This window comes from Mucilaginibacter puniceus, assembly GCF_054783175.1.
On record NZ_BAAGRB010000002.1, the window covers coordinates 482,811 to 500,261 of the forward strand.

Consider the following 17,451-nt stretch of genomic DNA (forward strand, 5'->3'; position numbering starts at 1 on the left):
CTAAATAATTTTACATAAAAAAAGACGCTATTAAGCGTCTTTTTTATATTATCGTAAACTTGTAGATATTAGTTGTTATATACCTTAACCATAAAAGTATATTTACTTATTTTTTGCGTTGTCTGAACGGGGTTTAAACCTACTAAACCATTTTTCTTATTTAATGTGATGGTCTTTCCATCTAATGATTCAGAAGGAATGTTATGTATAGCATCTAATAAGTATTTTGATTTTATCGCAAAGTGGGCACCCTCGTAACGCGCTTGCTTTGCATCAGTTATTCCTATTACATTACCTTTATTATCCAACAAAGGGCCTCCGCTATTGCCGGGATTGATAGGAATATCTATTTGGTAATGTACACTGTCGCCATTTAATCCAAACTTAGCAGATAAATTCCCTTTTAAATATATTGCATAACCATATGGATAGCCATAAGTAGAAATCTCTTCGGCTAAAGGGCTTTCAGACCTTTTTATAATATAAGGTATGTTACCTAAATTACTAAATAAATGATCAGTGATTTTCAAAATCGCAATATCATTTTGTGGCTCGGTATAAAGTACCTTCGCTTTAAAAGAATGACCGGCATCATTCTGAACATATACTGAATCAGCTCCTCGTATCACGTGGTAATTAGTTGCTATTAACCCATCAGAGGTAATTGCAAAACCGGTGCCTGTACTGCTCTCCTTATCACGTATTACTACATTAGTTTGAGCCTTAATATCATTAATAGAGCGACTCAACTTGGCGTTTGAACCTTTAAGTGCACGTACTTCATTTTTTAACTGAGCAATGTTATTATGGTTATTATCGTCAAACTTACCGGTTACCCACAATAAACTTAATACCGCAAATATGGCAATTGATGCAGCTACCGATATTTTTGAGTGATGGTTGCGCCACATCTGCACTACCCATATCGGATGCGCCATCAGGCTTTCCTTCAACTCATTTACATCAATTTCCTCATGTATAGCATTTAAACGGTTTTCTAACTCCACGCGTTTGCTATATTGCTTTAACAGGTTGGTGAAAAGTTGATGTTCAATCACCTTTGCATCAATATCAGCATTTTGTTTACGCAGTAACTCAAACTCCCTAAGTTCTTCCCGGCTCATTTCGCCATTCAGATACTGTTCAATTACTTCTAAAAGTTGGCTCTCGCTCATTGCTTTACTCCTCTTTTAATTTTGCTGAAAAAACAACTTTTTCAGTCTTTGCAGGCATTTATACTTTTGTGTTTTGGCGTTATCCGCATTAGTATACCCAAAACGTTCACAGATATCCTGCATCGATCTGTTATTTATATAAAAATCTTCCATTATAGTTTTACAAGGTTCGCCCAGTTGCTGCAGGGCATTATGCATTTTATTAAATTGTATATCCTTGTCACTACTTTGTTCACTATCATCATTATCAGCGGGTATAAACTCCTCAAAATCTTTTATGTCACCGGCATACCTGTTTAACTGGCTCAACCTTTTTAACCAAAGCCTTCGACAAATTGAGTAGATATACGTTTTAAGCTTACTGCTTAATTCAAAATCACCCGCTTTAACTTTATTATAAAGAACTATTATCGCCTCCTGGTAAATATCCTTTGCGTCATCCTCGTTGCCATTATTATTTATAATAAGCTGCAATACCATCGGAAAATAAGCTATATATAGCCGTTTTAAAGCACTTTCCGAATTATTTAGTATCCCAAGAATGACTTCGCTATCTGTTGGCGCTGAATCTTTTAAACCTTTATTCACTACTTAATACTATTTATACAAAATTGTAACCCATCGCTTGAAAGAAAAATCTAAATTAAATAAATATTACGGTTGTATTTTGCATTTCAGTGAATAACGCACTCTCTTATTTATATATCACGGTGGTTCTTTGAATAATGTATTAATATTGATAGATATTTCTTAGAATTAGGTTATGAGTAAAAAATAAATTTTCACCTTTTTATAGTTGATTTTTAACTTTTTAGCAAAAAAATGGTTACTTTTTTGAAAAGTATGGGTTACCTTTTATATTTTCGTGTATTAATACCAAAACTATATAGTCACTTTAAAAAAAAATTAACATGAAAAATTCTTTCAAAATCGCTCTTTTAGCATTAGTAATCGCAACTTCATTCGCAGCTTGTGGCGGAAATAAAGAAGCTGAAACTACTGACACAACTGTTGTTGCTGCTGATTCAATGGCTGTTGATACAATGGCTGCTGATACAATGGCTGCTGACACTGCTGCAAAAATGTAATCATTTTTGTATTCAACAAAAAAGCCTCCCGAATTTCGGGAGGCTTTTTTGCGTTATAACCAGGCTTAAAATGAGTTTAACTCGAATTTTTACCGCAACTATCAAACATCTTTTATAAATATATATCCATTCCAAACATTTTTACTACACACAATTATAATCATTACCCAACTGGTTAACTGATTTATAGAATTAGACAATCAGCAACAAAAGGCTTTTATATAAAAAATTTCTACCCTCAAACAAAAAAGCCTCCCGAAATTCGGGAGGCCTTTTTGTTTGATATCACTTGAATGCTTAGAAACTATATTTCACACTAACCTGAGCTCTCCAACGAGAAAGCAAATCGTTGATGAAATATGGCCTTAACACACCTTTAATTAAATTTAATCTTGTTTGATCAAAAGTAAACGTTGGCTGCGTTCCGTTGCTTTGAGCTTGCAAAGGCGAAACGTTTTGATTTGTTGTACCGTAGCTTAAACCCCAGTTTTTATTGATCATGTTACCCACATTTAACACATCAAGTGCTACTTGCAATTTATGTTGATTAACTAAATTAAAATCCTGTGCAATTTTAACATCGATATGGTTTTCCCATGGCAACCTTATACCGTTACGTGGTATAACTTTACCCTGATAGGCTTTAATGTTTGGATTACCCTCAACAAAGTTTGCAAAATCTATCCACTGTTGTGCAGCAGTAGCACCACCATTTATATTAACCAACTGGTATTTTGTATAACCGTTTGGATCTGCAAATTCAGCAGCAGAAGGTATATATTCAACTGCATAGAATGATGAAGTGCTATTTCGGTTAGTAACATCGTCACCATTTATATTACGATTATAAACGTAAGAGTATGGCTGACCTGATTGACCTATATAAACTAAACCAATGGTAGTAGACATGCGTTTATTAGCATAGGTGAACGTTTTGCTAACGTTACCTATTACACGTGATCCCGGATCAAAATTTGAACGTGTTTGGTACAAATTATTTAAGCCATTTTCATTAATGGCTCTCCAGTTTGAAGTAGCTGTTGAGCTTAAACCATCATTAAGTGAGAAGGACTCGCCAAATGTGTAAGCTATACTACCTGTCCATCCGCGGCTTAATGGCTTTTGGATTTGTGCAGTAATGTTATAAGCATAACCGGCATTGGTATTAGTTAACATTAACACATCAGTAAACCTTGTATCCACACGTACAAAATTGTAATAAGGACGTGAGCTGCCGCCAATAGTAGAAGGCGTTGCTGTAACAGGACCAATGTTTAATTGTTTATATAAAATATTGTTGATCACTTTGGTGTAAATACCTTCTAAAGTTCCAACCAATCCCCAGAAAGGTAATTTTTGATCAACGGCTAAGTTTGCACGTAACGTTTGCGGAACTTTAAAGTTAGGATCAGTAACATCAACCTCAGAGGCCGGGAATGAATTGCTTGGTGGTATATAAGCACCATTTAATGGCGCACTTGGGTTATAAGTATAACGTAATGTAGTAGGGATAGGGCTTGTATACCTGATAGTTGATATACCTGTACCACCATACTGGTTTGATACCCATACAAATGGAACACGACCTGTAAATAATCCTAAACCGCCTCGTACTTGCGTTTCGCTGACACCATCAACATTCCAGTTAAATCCAACTCTTGGTGAAAATAATGGTTTTGATTTGGGCACCTGGTTGTTTTGAATACCGCCAAAATATCCAGCTGAGTTAAAAGTTGGATTAGCCTCCGGTCTATTAAAATACACCGGCATATCAATTCTTAAACCATAGGTTAATTTAAAATCCGGATTAACGGTCCATACATCTTGTCCGTATATAGCAAGTTGTGCAGCCGAAATTTTAGCTCCGAATTTATTCCCCGGATCAGATGGGTTATAAGTTAATGTGTACTGCTGAGGAGGTGCATTATTAGCCTCAAACGCGGCAATATTATCAGTATTAGCTTTATTGTACGTATACGCACCACTATAAGCTTGCATAAATACGTTGTTAGTATTTATAAATTCATTGGTGGTACCAAAAGTAATAGTGTGGTTGTTTTTATAAATAGTAAAGTTATCAGTTAACGTAAAGTTATTCTGATCTAAAGAGTTGGCAGATGAAGAAAAATCAGCACCAAAATTATAAGTTAAACCTGCACTATTGATCTGCACGTTTGATAAAGGTGAAGTTTCCCTGGCATCGCGCACACTGGTATAAGTTAAACGCAATACATTTGATGTATTGGCAGATGTTGTGCTATTTAACTCTAAAACCGTTGAATTAGTTTTATTTCTGAAATAATATCCACCGCTGGTAAAGGTTATTGAAGTTGGGCTGCGGCTGATATTAAAGTTAGCACCTTCAACATAACTATGACGTACAGTCAACTTGTTTTTATTGTTGATATTCCAATCTAAACGAGCAAAAGCAGAGTTTGAATAGATAGATTTGTTTATTGCTTTAAAATCGCCAATATCATAATTATAGGTGGTTTGCATATAATCACGTATCTGCTGCAACGTATTTACATCAAATTTTGAACCACTGGTTGAAATTGACGGATCAAATGCTACAGGAGTGATATTGTCAAAACGCTCATAATTCGCATAGAAAAACAATTTGTTCTTAACAATAGGTCCACCTAAACTTGCACCAAAAGTTTTGTTACTAAATGTTGCATATTTATCACCTGTTAAATAGCTTTTACCCACCAGATCCTGGTTTTGATAAGTGTAGTAAGCAGAACCATGAAAAGTGTTGGTACCGCTTTTGGTAACCGCGTTAATACCACCGCCTGTAAAACCACCTTGTGTAACATCATAAGGTGATAATAATATCTGAACTTCCTGTATGGACTCTAAAGGTACTGGGTTAATGCCCGACTGGCCGCCGTTAGTACCTGCACCGGCTAAACCAAATGCATCGCTGGCGTTTGCACCGTCAATAGTAAATTGGTTGTAACGATTGTTTTGTCCGGCAAATGATATACCTAACGGGCTGCCATCTGAATTGCTTGTAGTAGCAATTGCCTGTGGAGTTAAACGGGTAAAATCTTGTAAGCTCCTGCTTAAAGTAGGTAAACTTTGTAATGCCTGTAATGAAACCCTGGTTGATGCACCATTTCTTTCAGAACTGATAGCCGCACCTTTTTTGCTTCCGGTTATACTTACCTCGCTTAATTGCCTGCTGTTATCCTCTAAGGTAACATCCAAACTAACCGGTGTACCTAAAGTAACATTTAGGTCGTTAAACGTTTGGTCATTATATCCAATAAAGGATATTTTAACAGTGTAGGGCCCACCAACACGCATGTTTGGCAGGGTAAATTGCCCCGTTGCCCTTGTAACTGTAGTGTAAACAGTTCCTGATGGAACGTGGGTTGCTACAACGGTTGCACCGGGCAACCCCCCTTTTGAATCGTTAACAGTACCTGTTAAGCTACCTGTGGTTACCTGCGCAAAAAGAGAGGTTGCAGTAATAACACAGGCGAATAATAATAGTAAAAACTTCCTCATTTGCATGTACTTTAATGAATAATAATAAAATCAATTAACTGCACAAATATAATCGTAGTTACTATACGTAATATTAAATTTATGTTAATATTTATTATATATTTATTAACATTTTATAGTAATTACCAAAAAGTATTAAATAATATAGCTTATTTAATAAGAAAATCGCATTTTTTTGGTGTGCCTTTATACACCATATATGTCTATTAGCATAATCAGGTCAAAAAAATTGTTACCCTTCAATCATTTTTCTACATTTCAGCCCTTTTACTTAGCTTTGCCATTCAAAAAATAAATAGCTATATCTATATGAACTACGATGTAATTGTTATAGGGTCGGGCCCGGGTGGTTATGTGGCTGCAATCCGTGCTTCGCAGCTCGGTTTAAAAACTGCAGTAGTTGAAAAAGAATCATTAGGCGGTATATGCCTTAACTGGGGTTGTATACCCACCAAAGCATTATTAAAAAGCGCACAAGTATTTGAATATATTAACCACGCTGTTGATTATGGTATAAGAGTACCAAGCCCCGGCGAGGTTGATTTTGAAGCTGTAATTAAAAGAAGCCGTGGTGTAGCCGATGGCATGAGCAAAGGCGTTCAGTTTTTAATGAAGAAAAACAAGATCGATGTAATAATGGGTGTTGGTAAGCTGAAAAGCAAAGGCGTAGTTGAAGTAAAAAGCGAAGAAGGCACTAAAGATATAACTGCCAAACATATCATATTGGCAACAGGTGGCCGCTCGCGCGAGTTACCTAACCTTAAACAAGATGGTAAAAAGGTTATTGGCTACCGCCAGGCTATGTCGTTACCCAAACAACCAAAATCAATGATCGTGGTTGGCTCTGGGGCCATAGGTATTGAGTTTGCTTACTTTTATAACTCCATAGGCACGCAGGTTACCGTAGTTGAATATCTGGACAATATTGTACCATTAGAAGACGAAGAAATATCAAAGCAGCTTAACCGTATTTTGAAGAAACAAGGCATCAATATCATGACAGGCTCAAATGTCGAGGCTGTAGATAGCAGTGGTGATGTTTGCAAAGTAACGGTTAAAACTGCTACCGGAACTGAAACTTTAGAAGCGGAAATAGTTTTATCAGCCGTTGGTATATCTACCAATTTAGAAGGTTTAGGTTTAGAAGAAAATGGTGTAAAAACCGATAAAGGCAAAGTATTGGTTGATGATTATTATAAAACCAACGTTGAAGGCGTTTACGCCATTGGCGACATTGTAAAAGGACAGGCATTGGCGCATGTAGCTTCTGCAGAAGGCATTATCTGTGTCGAAAAAATTGCAGGTCATTCACCCGAGCCATTAGACTATAACAACATACCGGGATGTACCTATTGCAGCCCTGAGATTGCATCAGTAGGTTATACCGAAAAAGCAGCCCGCGAAGCAGGATACGAATTAAAAATTGGCAAGTTCCCATTCTCGGCATCGGGCAAGGCAAGTGCTGCGGGTGCTAAAGATGGCTTTGTTAAAGTAATATTTGATGCCAAATATGGCGAGTTTTTGGGCGCGCACATGATAGGCCTTAATGTTACCGAAATGATTGCCGAAGTTGTTACCGCCCGCAAGCTGGAAGCAACCGGCCATGAGATCATTAAATCGGTACACCCACACCCAACCATGAGCGAAGCAGTAATGGAAGCTGCCGCTGATGCGTATGGCGAGGTGATACATTTGTAATTCAAAATTAAAAAGTCAAAATTCAAAAAGACTGATGGTTCACCCATCGGTCTTTTTTTATGCACACATTTTTGATTTTTTAATTTTTACTTTTGACTTAATATGAAGCTACATACTATCAATACGGGCCTTTTCAAATTAGATGGCGGCGCAATGTTTGGCGTAGTGCCCAAAACTATTTGGAGCAAAACCAATCCGGCGGATGAAAACAACCTGTGCACATTGGCTATGCGTTGTTTGTTGATTGAAGATGGCGATAGATTAATTTTGATTGATACCGGCATAGGCAACAAACAGGACCCTAAATTTTTAAGTTATTATTATCTGCATGGCGATGATAGTATAGAGGGATCATTGGCTGCACTGGGCTTTTCTACTGATGATATTACCGATGTAATTTTAACACACCTTCATTTAGACCATGTTGGCGGTGCCATAAAACGCGATGGCGAAACCCTCACCCCAACTTTTAAAAATGCCACCTATTGGAGCAACCAACAACATTGGGACTGGGCCATTAACCCTAACGAACGCGAAAAAGCATCCTTTTTAAAAGAAAATATTTTACCCTTACAGCAAAGCGGCCAATTGCAATTTATTGAGGTGCAGGATGGTGTTACCTTTACGGATAATATACACATCCGTTTTGTATCGGGCCATACCGAAGCGATGATGCTGCCACTTATTATTTATAAAGAAAAAACAATATTATATGTAGCAGATTTGGTGCCAACTACAGGCCATATTCCCCTGCCCTATATACCCGCTTATGATATGTTTCCGCTGAAAACTTTAGCCGAAAAAAAAATATTTTTAAATGAAGCTGTAGAAAAAGAATTTATTTTATTTTTAGAGCATGATGCCGTAAATGAGTGCTGTACGGTACAGCAAACAGAAAAAGGGGTGCGATTAAAGCAGGTATTTAAGTTATCCGAAATATAATTTATCTAATCAGAAATACCTCAAAAACCGTGCTATTTTTTTGAAAAAATTAGCAGAATGTAAACTTTTTATTATGTAGTATTATAGTGAAAATTTTTCATAACAATTTTATACTTTTGCACGTTCAATTCTAAAATTAAATCAAGAATCAGGTTTATATATAAATGAGACAACTCAAGATAACCCAATCCATAACCAATCGTGAATCACAATCACTGGATAAATATCTTCACGAAATAGGTAAAGTTGACCTGATTACAGCCGAAGAAGAGGTAATTTTAGCGCAGAAGATCAGAGAGGGTGACCAGGCAGCTTTAGAACGTTTAACAAAAACCAACCTGCGTTTTGTGGTATCAGTTGCTAAGCAATACCAAAACCAGGGTTTAACACTTGGCGACTTAATTAACGAAGGAAACTTAGGTTTAATTAAGGCAGCTAAACGTTTTGACGAAACCAAAGGATTTAAATTTATATCATACGCCGTATGGTGGATCCGTCAATCTATTTTGCAGGCCATTGCCGAGCAATCTCGTATTGTACGTTTGCCATTGAACCAGGTAGGCTCATTAAGCAAAATAAGTAAAGCATTCTCCAAACTGGAGCAAGAGTATGAGCGCGAGCCTTCACCCGAAGAACTGGCCGATATACTGGAAACTACGGTTGATAAAATATCTGATACGCTAAGTAACTCGGGCCGCCATGTATCTATGGATGCACCGTTTGTACAAGGTGAAGAAAATACCCTGTTAGATGTATTGGAAAACGCCGAGCCTAATACGGATTCGATACTAATTAATGAATCTTTATCTGAAGAGATCAAACGCTCACTATCGACATTAACTGAGCGCGAGCGCGAGATCATTGTATTATTCTTTGGCTTAGGTAGTAATCATCCCCTATCGTTAGAAGAGATTGGCGAGAAATTCAACCTAACCCGCGAGCGTGTTCGCCAGATAAAAGACAAGGCATTACAAAGATTACGTCATACTTCAAGAAGTAAGATCCTGAAATCATATTTAGGATAATTTAGAATCAAGAAGTAAGAGTCAAGAATTAAGAAAGGCTGGATATATTATCCGGCCTTTCTTATTTAATAGCTTTTAGGTTATATTAGTACTGTAAACAGATAACCTATGACTATTCCTATTTACCAGGCCGATGCATTTACCGACCAATTATTTGGCGGCAACCCGGCGGCTATTTGTCCGCTAAACAAATGGCTGCCCAATGAGATGATGCAGCAAATAGCTAAAGAGAATAATTTGGCCGAAACTGCTTTTTTTGTAAAAACAGCCAAAGGCTTTGCCCTGCGCTGGTTTACCCCCACATATGAGATAGACCTATGCGGCCACGCCACATTAGCGGCAGCACATATCCTGTTCACTGAATTAGCTTATAATGGCGATACCATACATTTTGAAACCGTTAAAGCAGGTGTGCTTACCGTAAAAAAAGTTGGTGATAAATATACCATGGATTTTCCTTCAAGGCCGCCTATCCCTATTGAAATACCTAACGGATTGACGGAAGCTTTGGGAAAACCACCCATAGCCATATTACGCTCAAGAGACTATTTTGTGGTTTATGAAACCGAAGATGATATATTGAGCATTACTCCCGATTTCTTCGCCCTCTCAAAAATGGATACGGTGGGTGTAATCATAACTGCGCCAGGTAAAAAGTCAGATTTTGTGTCACGGTTTTTTGCGCCTGGGGCGGGCATACCCGAGGACCCGGTTACCGGATCGGCACATTGTAATTTGATACCTTACTGGGCCAAAAAATTAGGTAAGGACAAACTACACGCCTACCAGTTATCTGCCCGCAAAGGCGAGTTATGGTGCGAATTAAAAGGCGACCGCGTATTAATGAGTGGCAAAGCTGTTACTTATTTGAAGGGAGAGATTTTTGTTTAAGACGTTATAATTTACCCTCCTGTCATCGCTATGCGCAACATCTTCCCTTCGTCTTTGACGTAAGGAGGATTTTTTATTAAACGATACGGCCTTTACCTTTAAAATATCAATAATTTATGATTAATTTGAAGGCTCGAATTTATAGCGAGGGATATCAACTTTAAATGCAGCTTACACAGTTAGAGATAAAGGGTTTCAAGAGCTTTGGCGATAAGATCACCATCAATTTTAATGAGGGTGTTACCGCTATAGTTGGCCCTAATGGCTGCGGCAAATCAAACGTGGTTGATGCTATACGCTGGGTACTGGGCGAGCAAAGTACACGCATGTTACGGTCAGAGAAGATGGATAACGTGATCTTCAATGGCTCCAAAAGCCGTAAGCCCGCAAATTTAGCCGAAGTCTCCTTAACTTTTGATAATACTAAGAATATACTCCCTACTGATTACTCGCAGGTTACCTTAACCCGCAAGCTATACCGTACCGGCGATAGCGAGTATCGTTTAAATGATGTACAATGCCGTTTAAAGGATATTACCGACCTGTTTTTAGATACGGGTGTGGGGTCAGATTCGTACGCTATTATTGAATTAAGAATGATCGAGGAGATCATATCCAATAAAGAAGGTTCGCGGCGTAATTTGTTCGAGGAAGCATCGGGTATATCTAAATACAAACTCCGTAAAAAGCAAACTTTCAATAAGTTAAAAGATACCGAAGCCGATTTGGAGCGTGTAGAGGATTTACTTTTCGAGATAGAGAAGAACCTCAAAATGCTGGAGAACCAGGCCAAAAAAGCAGAACGCTATTATCGTTTGAAAGAGCAATATAAAACGTTAAGTGTGATGCTGGCTTCTTTCCGCATTGTGTCCTTCAGCGAATCGTTAAGTAAAATTGAGGAGCAGGAACAAAAGGAACGTGAAAGCAAAACCGGCATAGTTACGCAAATAGATACGTTGGAGGCCGCATTACAACAGCAAAAGCTGGATAGCATTACCAAAGAAAAAAACCTGGCGGCACAGCAAAAAGCTACCAACGAGTACGTAGCCAAAATACGTGCTTACGAAAGTGATAAAAAGATAAAGAACGAGCAGCTTAAGTTTCAGCAGGATAAGGAAGCAAGGCTAAGTGCTGATTTGGAACGCGACCGCAACCAGCTGAACCACGTACTGTATAATATCAAGCGCCTATCCGAAGAAAAAGCGCAGGAAGAAGAAAGCCTGCAAACACTTACTGATAAAGTAGCCGACTTAAAACTGGCAGTAGATGAGTTAAAGCTAACACAAACCGCCGCCCGTAACGAATTAAACGATCTTACCCAAAGCAATACCAGCCTGCAAAACCAGGCTTACAAGGCAGAAAAGGATATCGAAATATTACAAATACAGCAGCAGGCATTAGAGCAGGAAAGCCAGCGGAATATGGAAGACGCGGCTGATAAAACGACGGAGCTTTCGCATTTTACAGAGGTGGTAGCTGAACTGCAACAACGTGCAGAGTCGGCAGAAAAGGAATACCAGGAGGAAGTTGAGCAGGAAACCCAGCTACAGGAACAAATTACCGCACTTGATAGCGAACTGAACACGGTTAAAGAAACCATTATTGTAGAGAGCCGTAAGCTGGATGCCAAACAAAATGAGTACAATTTGACCAAAAGTTTGGTTGATAATCTGGAGGGCTTCCCTGAATCTATCCGTTTCCTGAAAAACAACGCGGCATGGGTAAAAAACGTGCCTTTGTTTAGCGATGTGCTTTTTTGTAAAGAAGAGTACCGTATAGCTATTGAAAATTACCTGGAGCCATTAATGAACTACTACGTAGTTGAGAATTATGATGAGTCTATCCGCGCTATTAACTTACTCAGCAATTCGTCAAAGGGACGCGCCCAGTTTTTTGTGTTGGATAACTATAGTCATGTAACCACTACCCCAACAGCACCCGATAATACCAATTGGATACCCGCTTTAAGTGTTATTGAGGTAGATAAACGTTACCTGCCACTTTGTAACCATTTGCTTAAAAACGTTTATTTAGTTAATGATGACCTGGGACATGAGTTAAACAACGCGCCTATTGAAGAAGGGTTAGTGTTAATAGGTAAAAGCGGGAAATTCAATAAAACCAAATATACCATGGCCGGTGGATCTGTAGGTTTATTTGAGGGTAAGCGAATAGGCCGGGCCAAGAATTTAGAGAACCTTGCCAAAGAGATCAAACAAACTGATGAACGTGTATTTGATTTAAAAACCCGTTTAGAGGAATTGAAGAACCAATTAGATGGTTTAAAAGCTTCCGGCAAATCGGCACAAATAAAACAGAAACAGGAAGACCTGAATAAATTAAATACCGAACTAATTACCGTTAAAACGCGGCAAGAGCAATACCAAACCTTTATTGAAAACAGCCTTAACCGTAAGGACGACATAGCTCAAAAAATAGCTACCATCAAAGCGGATATGGAGCGCCTGCAACCATTAGTAATTGAGCTTAAAGAACAGCGCCAAATTAAAAGCGATCTATTAGCCGAAAAGCAAGTTGAATTCAATGAGTTGAATGAAATGGTTACAATGCAATCAAACGCTTATAACCAGGAGAATATCCGCTTTCATCAGCAGCAAAACAAGGTTTCGGGGTTAGAGAAAGATATGGACTATCGTTACACCCAACAAGAAACTTTAGAGAAACAGATCAAACAAAACAGTGCTGAATTAGAAATTGTAAAAGCGGCTATTCAGGAGCATCTGCAAAATTCAGATACATCAGATGATAGCCTGCTGGAAATGTATAGCCAGAAAGAAGAACTGGAAAAAGCCACACAGGAGGCTGAACAGGAATACTACACCTGGCGCGGTAATGTTACCGAAAGTGAGAATGAGCTTACCTTATTAAGGCGCAAAAAAGATAATGCTGAAGTTATCGAGAATGAGCTAAAAGACGAACGCAACAACCTTAAACTGGAATTGAACGCCTTAAAAGAGCGACTGTCGGTTGAGTTTAATATTGACATAGAAGAGTTACTGGATACCCAGGTTCCGGAAGGTGAAAATGAGCACGACCTGCGCGAAAAAACTGATAAACTAAAAAGGCAATTGGACGAGTTTGGTGCCATTAACCCTATGGCCATGGAGGCTTATGCCGAAATGAACGAACGGTACGAATTCATCCAAACGCAAAAGAAAGATCTGGGCGAAGCTAAGGCCTCTTTACTGGCAACTATACAGGAGATAGATGATACGGCCAAAGAAAAATTCATGGCGGCGTTTACCGGCATCCGCGAGAACTTTATCAAAGTATTCCGCTCGTTGTTTAATGATGAGGATTCGTGCGATTTGATATTAACCGATCCGCAGCATCCTTTAGAATCAGACATTGACATTATCGCGAAGCCAAAAGGGAAAAGGCCGCTATCTATCAACCAGCTATCAGGTGGCGAAAAAACGCTGACAGCTACGGCTATCCTTTTCTCGCTTTACCTGTTAAAGCCTGCGCCATTCTGTATTTTTGATGAGGTGGACGCGCCTTTGGATGATACAAACATTGATAAGTTCAATAATATCATTCGCGAGTTTTCTAAGGATTCGCAGTTCATCATCGTATCGCATAATAAACGCACCATTGCCAGCACCGATGTTATTTACGGTGTTACGATGGTTGAGCAGGGAATATCGCGCGTAGTGCCTGTTGATATGCGGGAACTGGCTTAATCCCAACTGTCATTTCGAGCAACGCGAGAAATCCATACACTTGCGATATGAACGGATGTAAAGATTTTTTCGCTACGCTCAAGAGAAAGTTCTCCTCGTACCTCGTTCGAAATGACATTGATTGATATTTTATTTTATCTTCAACGGCTTATCATGTACCATACCGTTAAATTTATGGTCATCTAACTTCAATGCAGCTTCTCTTGACTGCAATACGGAGAATGACCTTAAACCGGCATCTACTGATTGATTGGATTGCACTGTGGAAGTATAATTACCAGTCTTCACAAAATTTAAAGCGTGGGCCAATAAACCCTCGGTAGGGTCGCCAAATTCTTTGGTAACATCGTCATAATCCATAATACCGGGGTAATTAATACTTCCGGGCAACATTCCGTCAAAGTAATCGCCCTGCCCTGCTGAATTTTTGGTTACAAATTGGGGCACATATAACTCGTATTTATTGATCTGGATATCAAAAAAGCCAACCGGCTTGCCATAGGTTTTAGTACCAATAAGCTGTACATTCATGTGGGGGCGCAGGTTATTAATTAATAATTCGCTTGATGAAGCGGTATTTCCCGAAACAATAAAAAATACTTTACCGGTAATGTTAAGCGAGCCCTCTTTTGCAAAGTTTTCAGTATCTGGAGTATAATCAAACTGAGCATAATTATATGTTCTGCCGGTTGTAGGATCTTTACGTATTTGGTTAGCCAAAATACTGGCTTTACCCGCTGCCAGCTTATCATTAAAATAGGTGGTATACATTGCGCTTCCGGTTTTGCCGGCAGGTACTATTAAATTACTCAAATACTCTGCAGTTGATACATAACCACCGCCATTGTAACGCAAATCAACCACAAGGTCAGTAATACCATTAGCAGTAAAACTGTTAAAGGCTTCCTGCAATTTTGGTTTAGCAACATCTTCAGTTACAAAACTGTTAAATACTATATAGCCCACTTTTTTCCCGCCACCCAGGTCAATTACTTTATAGATAATAACAGGGTTAACATTATAATTAGCAACAGCAAGATCAACATCAAAAGTGGTATTATCAGGCCTTTTTAAAGTCATTGAAACTGTACTGCTATTAAACATGGCATTTACTACAAATTGCGTGGTAGCTCCGCCATTATCATAGGTTAAATTGGTTTGACCATTAATTTTAGTGATCTGGTAACCGCGTTTTATCCCCTTTGCCGCTGCTGGTGACCCTGCGTAAACATATTTAATGCGCAAATCAGTAGTTGTATTATATAACGGTGCAAAACCAAAATCGCCATTTACACCACCTAATTGAGCAGATGTTCCACCCTCATCAATAAATGAGTATTTGGCCTCGCCAGGTGATGGTTCATAATATTCATAAGGCTTATTGGTGATCGGGTTAATTTTATATTGTGATAATTTATCAACCTCTTTTACCAGAGCCGAGAGATCATTGGTTCCGCTTATACTGCGCGGATTAAACGTAGCATAATCAGGCAAGCCATCATACCATAAATATGACTCTTGTGCGTATAAATAGATGGAATCCCTTATCAGGTCAAGCGTTGAGCCTGTTTTTGAAGGGGCTATAGTATTATTATTATCTGGTTTATTATCCTTTTTGCAGGATATAATTAATCCTGCTGAAAGGATTAAAAACAGGTAGATTAATTTCTTCATTTATATTTTTTAGCGAATATTAAACGTAAGTTAACTATTTATATTATAACTAATTGCCTAACCAATAAATTCGGTCACATTTAAATAATCAACGCCGCAAGCTTCGGCAAAAAGCTTGTCTGTTTCTGAGTTTTCAATGAGCAGAATATCTTTACGCAGTAAGTTATGATCGGTTAATAACAGTTCCAAACTATCAGTTTCGGGTTTGGGCTTAGTTTCTTCTGCAAAATAGCAGGTTAAATATGGCTCCAAACCGTGCCATTCGGTTTGTTTTATTTTATTTAACTGCTGCGCAGGATTTCCGTTGGTAACTATAAACAACTTTTTACGGTCAACCACAATTTCCTGCATCAGGTCAAGTATTCCTTTATAGACCAATAGTTTTAAGGGAAGTTTAACCGTGTGTAATAAATGATGCAGGTTAAGGCGATACTTCTCGTTTACGCCCAACTTCTCTTTTATTACATCAAAAACTTTGTCTTTATTACCTGCATTATACGTTTCAACCATCAAATCGGTTATAGTTTTTGCGTCTATGAGTTCGGTATATTCAATAGCACCGGCAAACAGGTAATAAACCTGGAACAGATAGTCCTTTTCAGGATAGATCACATTATCCAGCTCAAATACAAATGCCTGCTTGCTTTTATCTATATCAATATATTTCATTACCATTTAAAATTTGGATGCCATACTCGTCAAATAACTGGGTGGCTAAGGCTAAAACCCGGTACTCAGCTTCTTCTAAAGCATACAGTTGGCTAATATGATTATCCAGGCTCAGCGCAAGCATTTGGTGAGTATAGGAGTCAGATTCCGGACTGGGCAGTTTGATCATTTTACCGGGTTGCAGCATAAAAGAGGGTATATCCGCATGATCGCCCAGTATGATTTTTTCGGTATTGAGTAGTGCTTTTAGCCTTTGGGCGTTTGCCGACATAGCCGATGTTATCAATATACTCACAGCTGATCTACTATTAAACCATCCTTCATTAACACCTTGCGGTTGCCTATATCGGCCAGGTCCTTGTTATGGGTTACTATTACAAAGGCCTGGTTAAATTCATCGCGCAGCTGAATAAATAACTGATGCAGTTCCGTAGCGTTTGCCGAATCTAAATTACCTGATGGTTCATCAGCAAATATTAAAGCAGGGCTGTTAACCAATGCACGTGCTACTGCTACCCGCTGCTGCTCACCGCCCGATAGTTGGCTGGGCTTGTGTGTCAACCTGTCTCCTAACCCCAATAACTGCAATAATTCGGTAGCCCTTTTCTCGGCTGCGGCACGTGATGTACCTGCTATATATGCCGGGATGCAAACATTCTCTAATGCGTTAAACTCAACCAGTAGATGATGGAATTGAAAAATAAAACCGATCTCTTTATTCCTAAACGCGCTTAAGTTTTTATTGCTTAGTTTATTCAGTTCCACATCATTAATAAAAAGTCGGCCCGAGTCGGGCTTATCCAGCGTACCCAAAATATTTAACAACGTACTTTTTCCCGCACCTGATGCGCCGACAATAGTTACAATTTCGCCAGGTTCAACAGTAAAATCAACGCCTTTTAATATCTGTAATTGCCCGTATGACTTATGGATGGATTGTGCTTTCAGCATTTTACAAAGTTAGTTTTTTCGGCACAGAAGTTATAACCATACCTACAGTTATTAAATTAAAAATTACAACGGGTTTTACACCTTAAAATTTAACAATTTCATAATAATGAACCTATTT

Annotated in this window: 13 protein-coding genes; 6 read left to right on the plus strand and 7 right to left on the minus strand. The window is 38.5% G+C overall.

The window, feature by feature from the left end; all coding sequences use genetic code 11:
• Positions 1-68: 68 nt before the first annotated feature.
• Positions 69-1,175 (minus strand): S1C family serine protease, encoded by a 1,107-nt coding sequence (locus ACYVJ6_RS09110; RefSeq protein ID WP_460693745.1) that lies wholly within the window; start codon positions 1,173-1,175, stop codon positions 69-71.
• A 15-nt stretch (positions 1,176-1,190) separates the two neighbouring features.
• The gene (locus ACYVJ6_RS09115; RefSeq protein WP_460693746.1) at positions 1,191-1,763 is read right to left on the minus strand and encodes an RNA polymerase sigma factor; all 573 of its coding nucleotides are present in this window, start codon (positions 1,761-1,763) and stop codon (positions 1,191-1,193) included.
• A 323-nt stretch (positions 1,764-2,086) separates the two neighbouring features.
• On the opposite strand from ACYVJ6_RS09115, the gene ACYVJ6_RS09120 reads away from it, so the two are divergent.
• Positions 2,087-2,263, plus strand: coding sequence for a hypothetical protein (locus tag ACYVJ6_RS09120; RefSeq protein ID WP_460693747.1), 177 nt, complete (start codon positions 2,087-2,089; stop codon positions 2,261-2,263).
• Positions 2,264-2,560: 297 nt separating this feature from the next.
• Here the strand turns inward: ACYVJ6_RS09120 and ACYVJ6_RS09125 are convergent, their stop codons facing one another.
• Complete coding sequence (locus ACYVJ6_RS09125; protein ID WP_460693748.1) at positions 2,561-5,779, minus strand: TonB-dependent receptor; 3,219 nt, start codon at positions 5,777-5,779, stop codon at positions 2,561-2,563.
• A 309-nt stretch (positions 5,780-6,088) separates the two neighbouring features.
• On the opposite strand from ACYVJ6_RS09125, the gene lpdA reads away from it, so the two are divergent.
• The 5 genes from lpdA to smc all read left to right on the plus strand — a co-directional run bounded on the left by lpdA (position 6,089) and on the right by smc (position 14,039).
• Positions 6,089-7,477: a dihydrolipoyl dehydrogenase gene (lpdA, locus tag ACYVJ6_RS09130; protein ID WP_460693749.1), complete on the plus strand. Its 1,389-nt coding sequence runs from the start codon at positions 6,089-6,091 to the stop codon at positions 7,475-7,477.
• Between the two features lie 102 nt (positions 7,478-7,579).
• Complete coding sequence (locus tag ACYVJ6_RS09135) at positions 7,580-8,419, plus strand: MBL fold metallo-hydrolase (protein ID WP_460693750.1); 840 nt, start codon at positions 7,580-7,582, stop codon at positions 8,417-8,419.
• Between the two features lie 164 nt (positions 8,420-8,583).
• Entirely contained in the window at positions 8,584-9,444 is an 861-nt protein-coding gene (locus ACYVJ6_RS09140; RefSeq protein ID WP_460693751.1) for a sigma-70 family RNA polymerase sigma factor, read from the plus strand.
• Positions 9,445-9,552: 108 nt separating this feature from the next.
• The gene (locus ACYVJ6_RS09145; RefSeq protein ID WP_460693752.1) at positions 9,553-10,335 is read left to right on the plus strand and encodes a PhzF family phenazine biosynthesis protein; all 783 of its coding nucleotides are present in this window, start codon (positions 9,553-9,555) and stop codon (positions 10,333-10,335) included.
• A gap of 164 nt (positions 10,336-10,499) precedes the next feature.
• Positions 10,500-14,039, plus strand: coding sequence for a chromosome segregation protein SMC (smc, locus tag ACYVJ6_RS09150; protein ID WP_460693753.1), 3,540 nt, complete (start codon positions 10,500-10,502; stop codon positions 14,037-14,039).
• Between the two features lie 129 nt (positions 14,040-14,168).
• On the opposite strand, the gene ACYVJ6_RS09155 is transcribed toward smc, so the two are convergent.
• From ACYVJ6_RS09155 to ACYVJ6_RS09170, 4 genes are read right to left on the minus strand one after another with little or no spacing between them, the layout of a single operon-like run.
• Positions 14,169-15,713, minus strand: a complete 1,545-nt coding sequence (locus ACYVJ6_RS09155) for a S41 family peptidase (protein WP_460693754.1) — start codon at positions 15,711-15,713, stop codon at positions 14,169-14,171.
• Positions 15,714-15,770: 57 nt separating this feature from the next.
• The gene (locus tag ACYVJ6_RS09160; protein WP_460693755.1) at positions 15,771-16,382 is read right to left on the minus strand and encodes an HAD family hydrolase; all 612 of its coding nucleotides are present in this window, start codon (positions 16,380-16,382) and stop codon (positions 15,771-15,773) included.
• Entirely contained in the window at positions 16,369-16,677 is a 309-nt protein-coding gene (locus ACYVJ6_RS09165) for a hypothetical protein (protein WP_460693756.1), read from the minus strand. Before ACYVJ6_RS09165 ends, ACYVJ6_RS09160 begins: the two co-directional genes overlap by 14 nt.
• Complete coding sequence (locus tag ACYVJ6_RS09170) at positions 16,674-17,333, minus strand: ABC transporter ATP-binding protein (protein WP_460693757.1); 660 nt, start codon at positions 17,331-17,333, stop codon at positions 16,674-16,676. Before ACYVJ6_RS09170 ends, ACYVJ6_RS09165 begins: the two co-directional genes overlap by 4 nt.
• Positions 17,334-17,451: the final 118 nt, after the last annotated feature.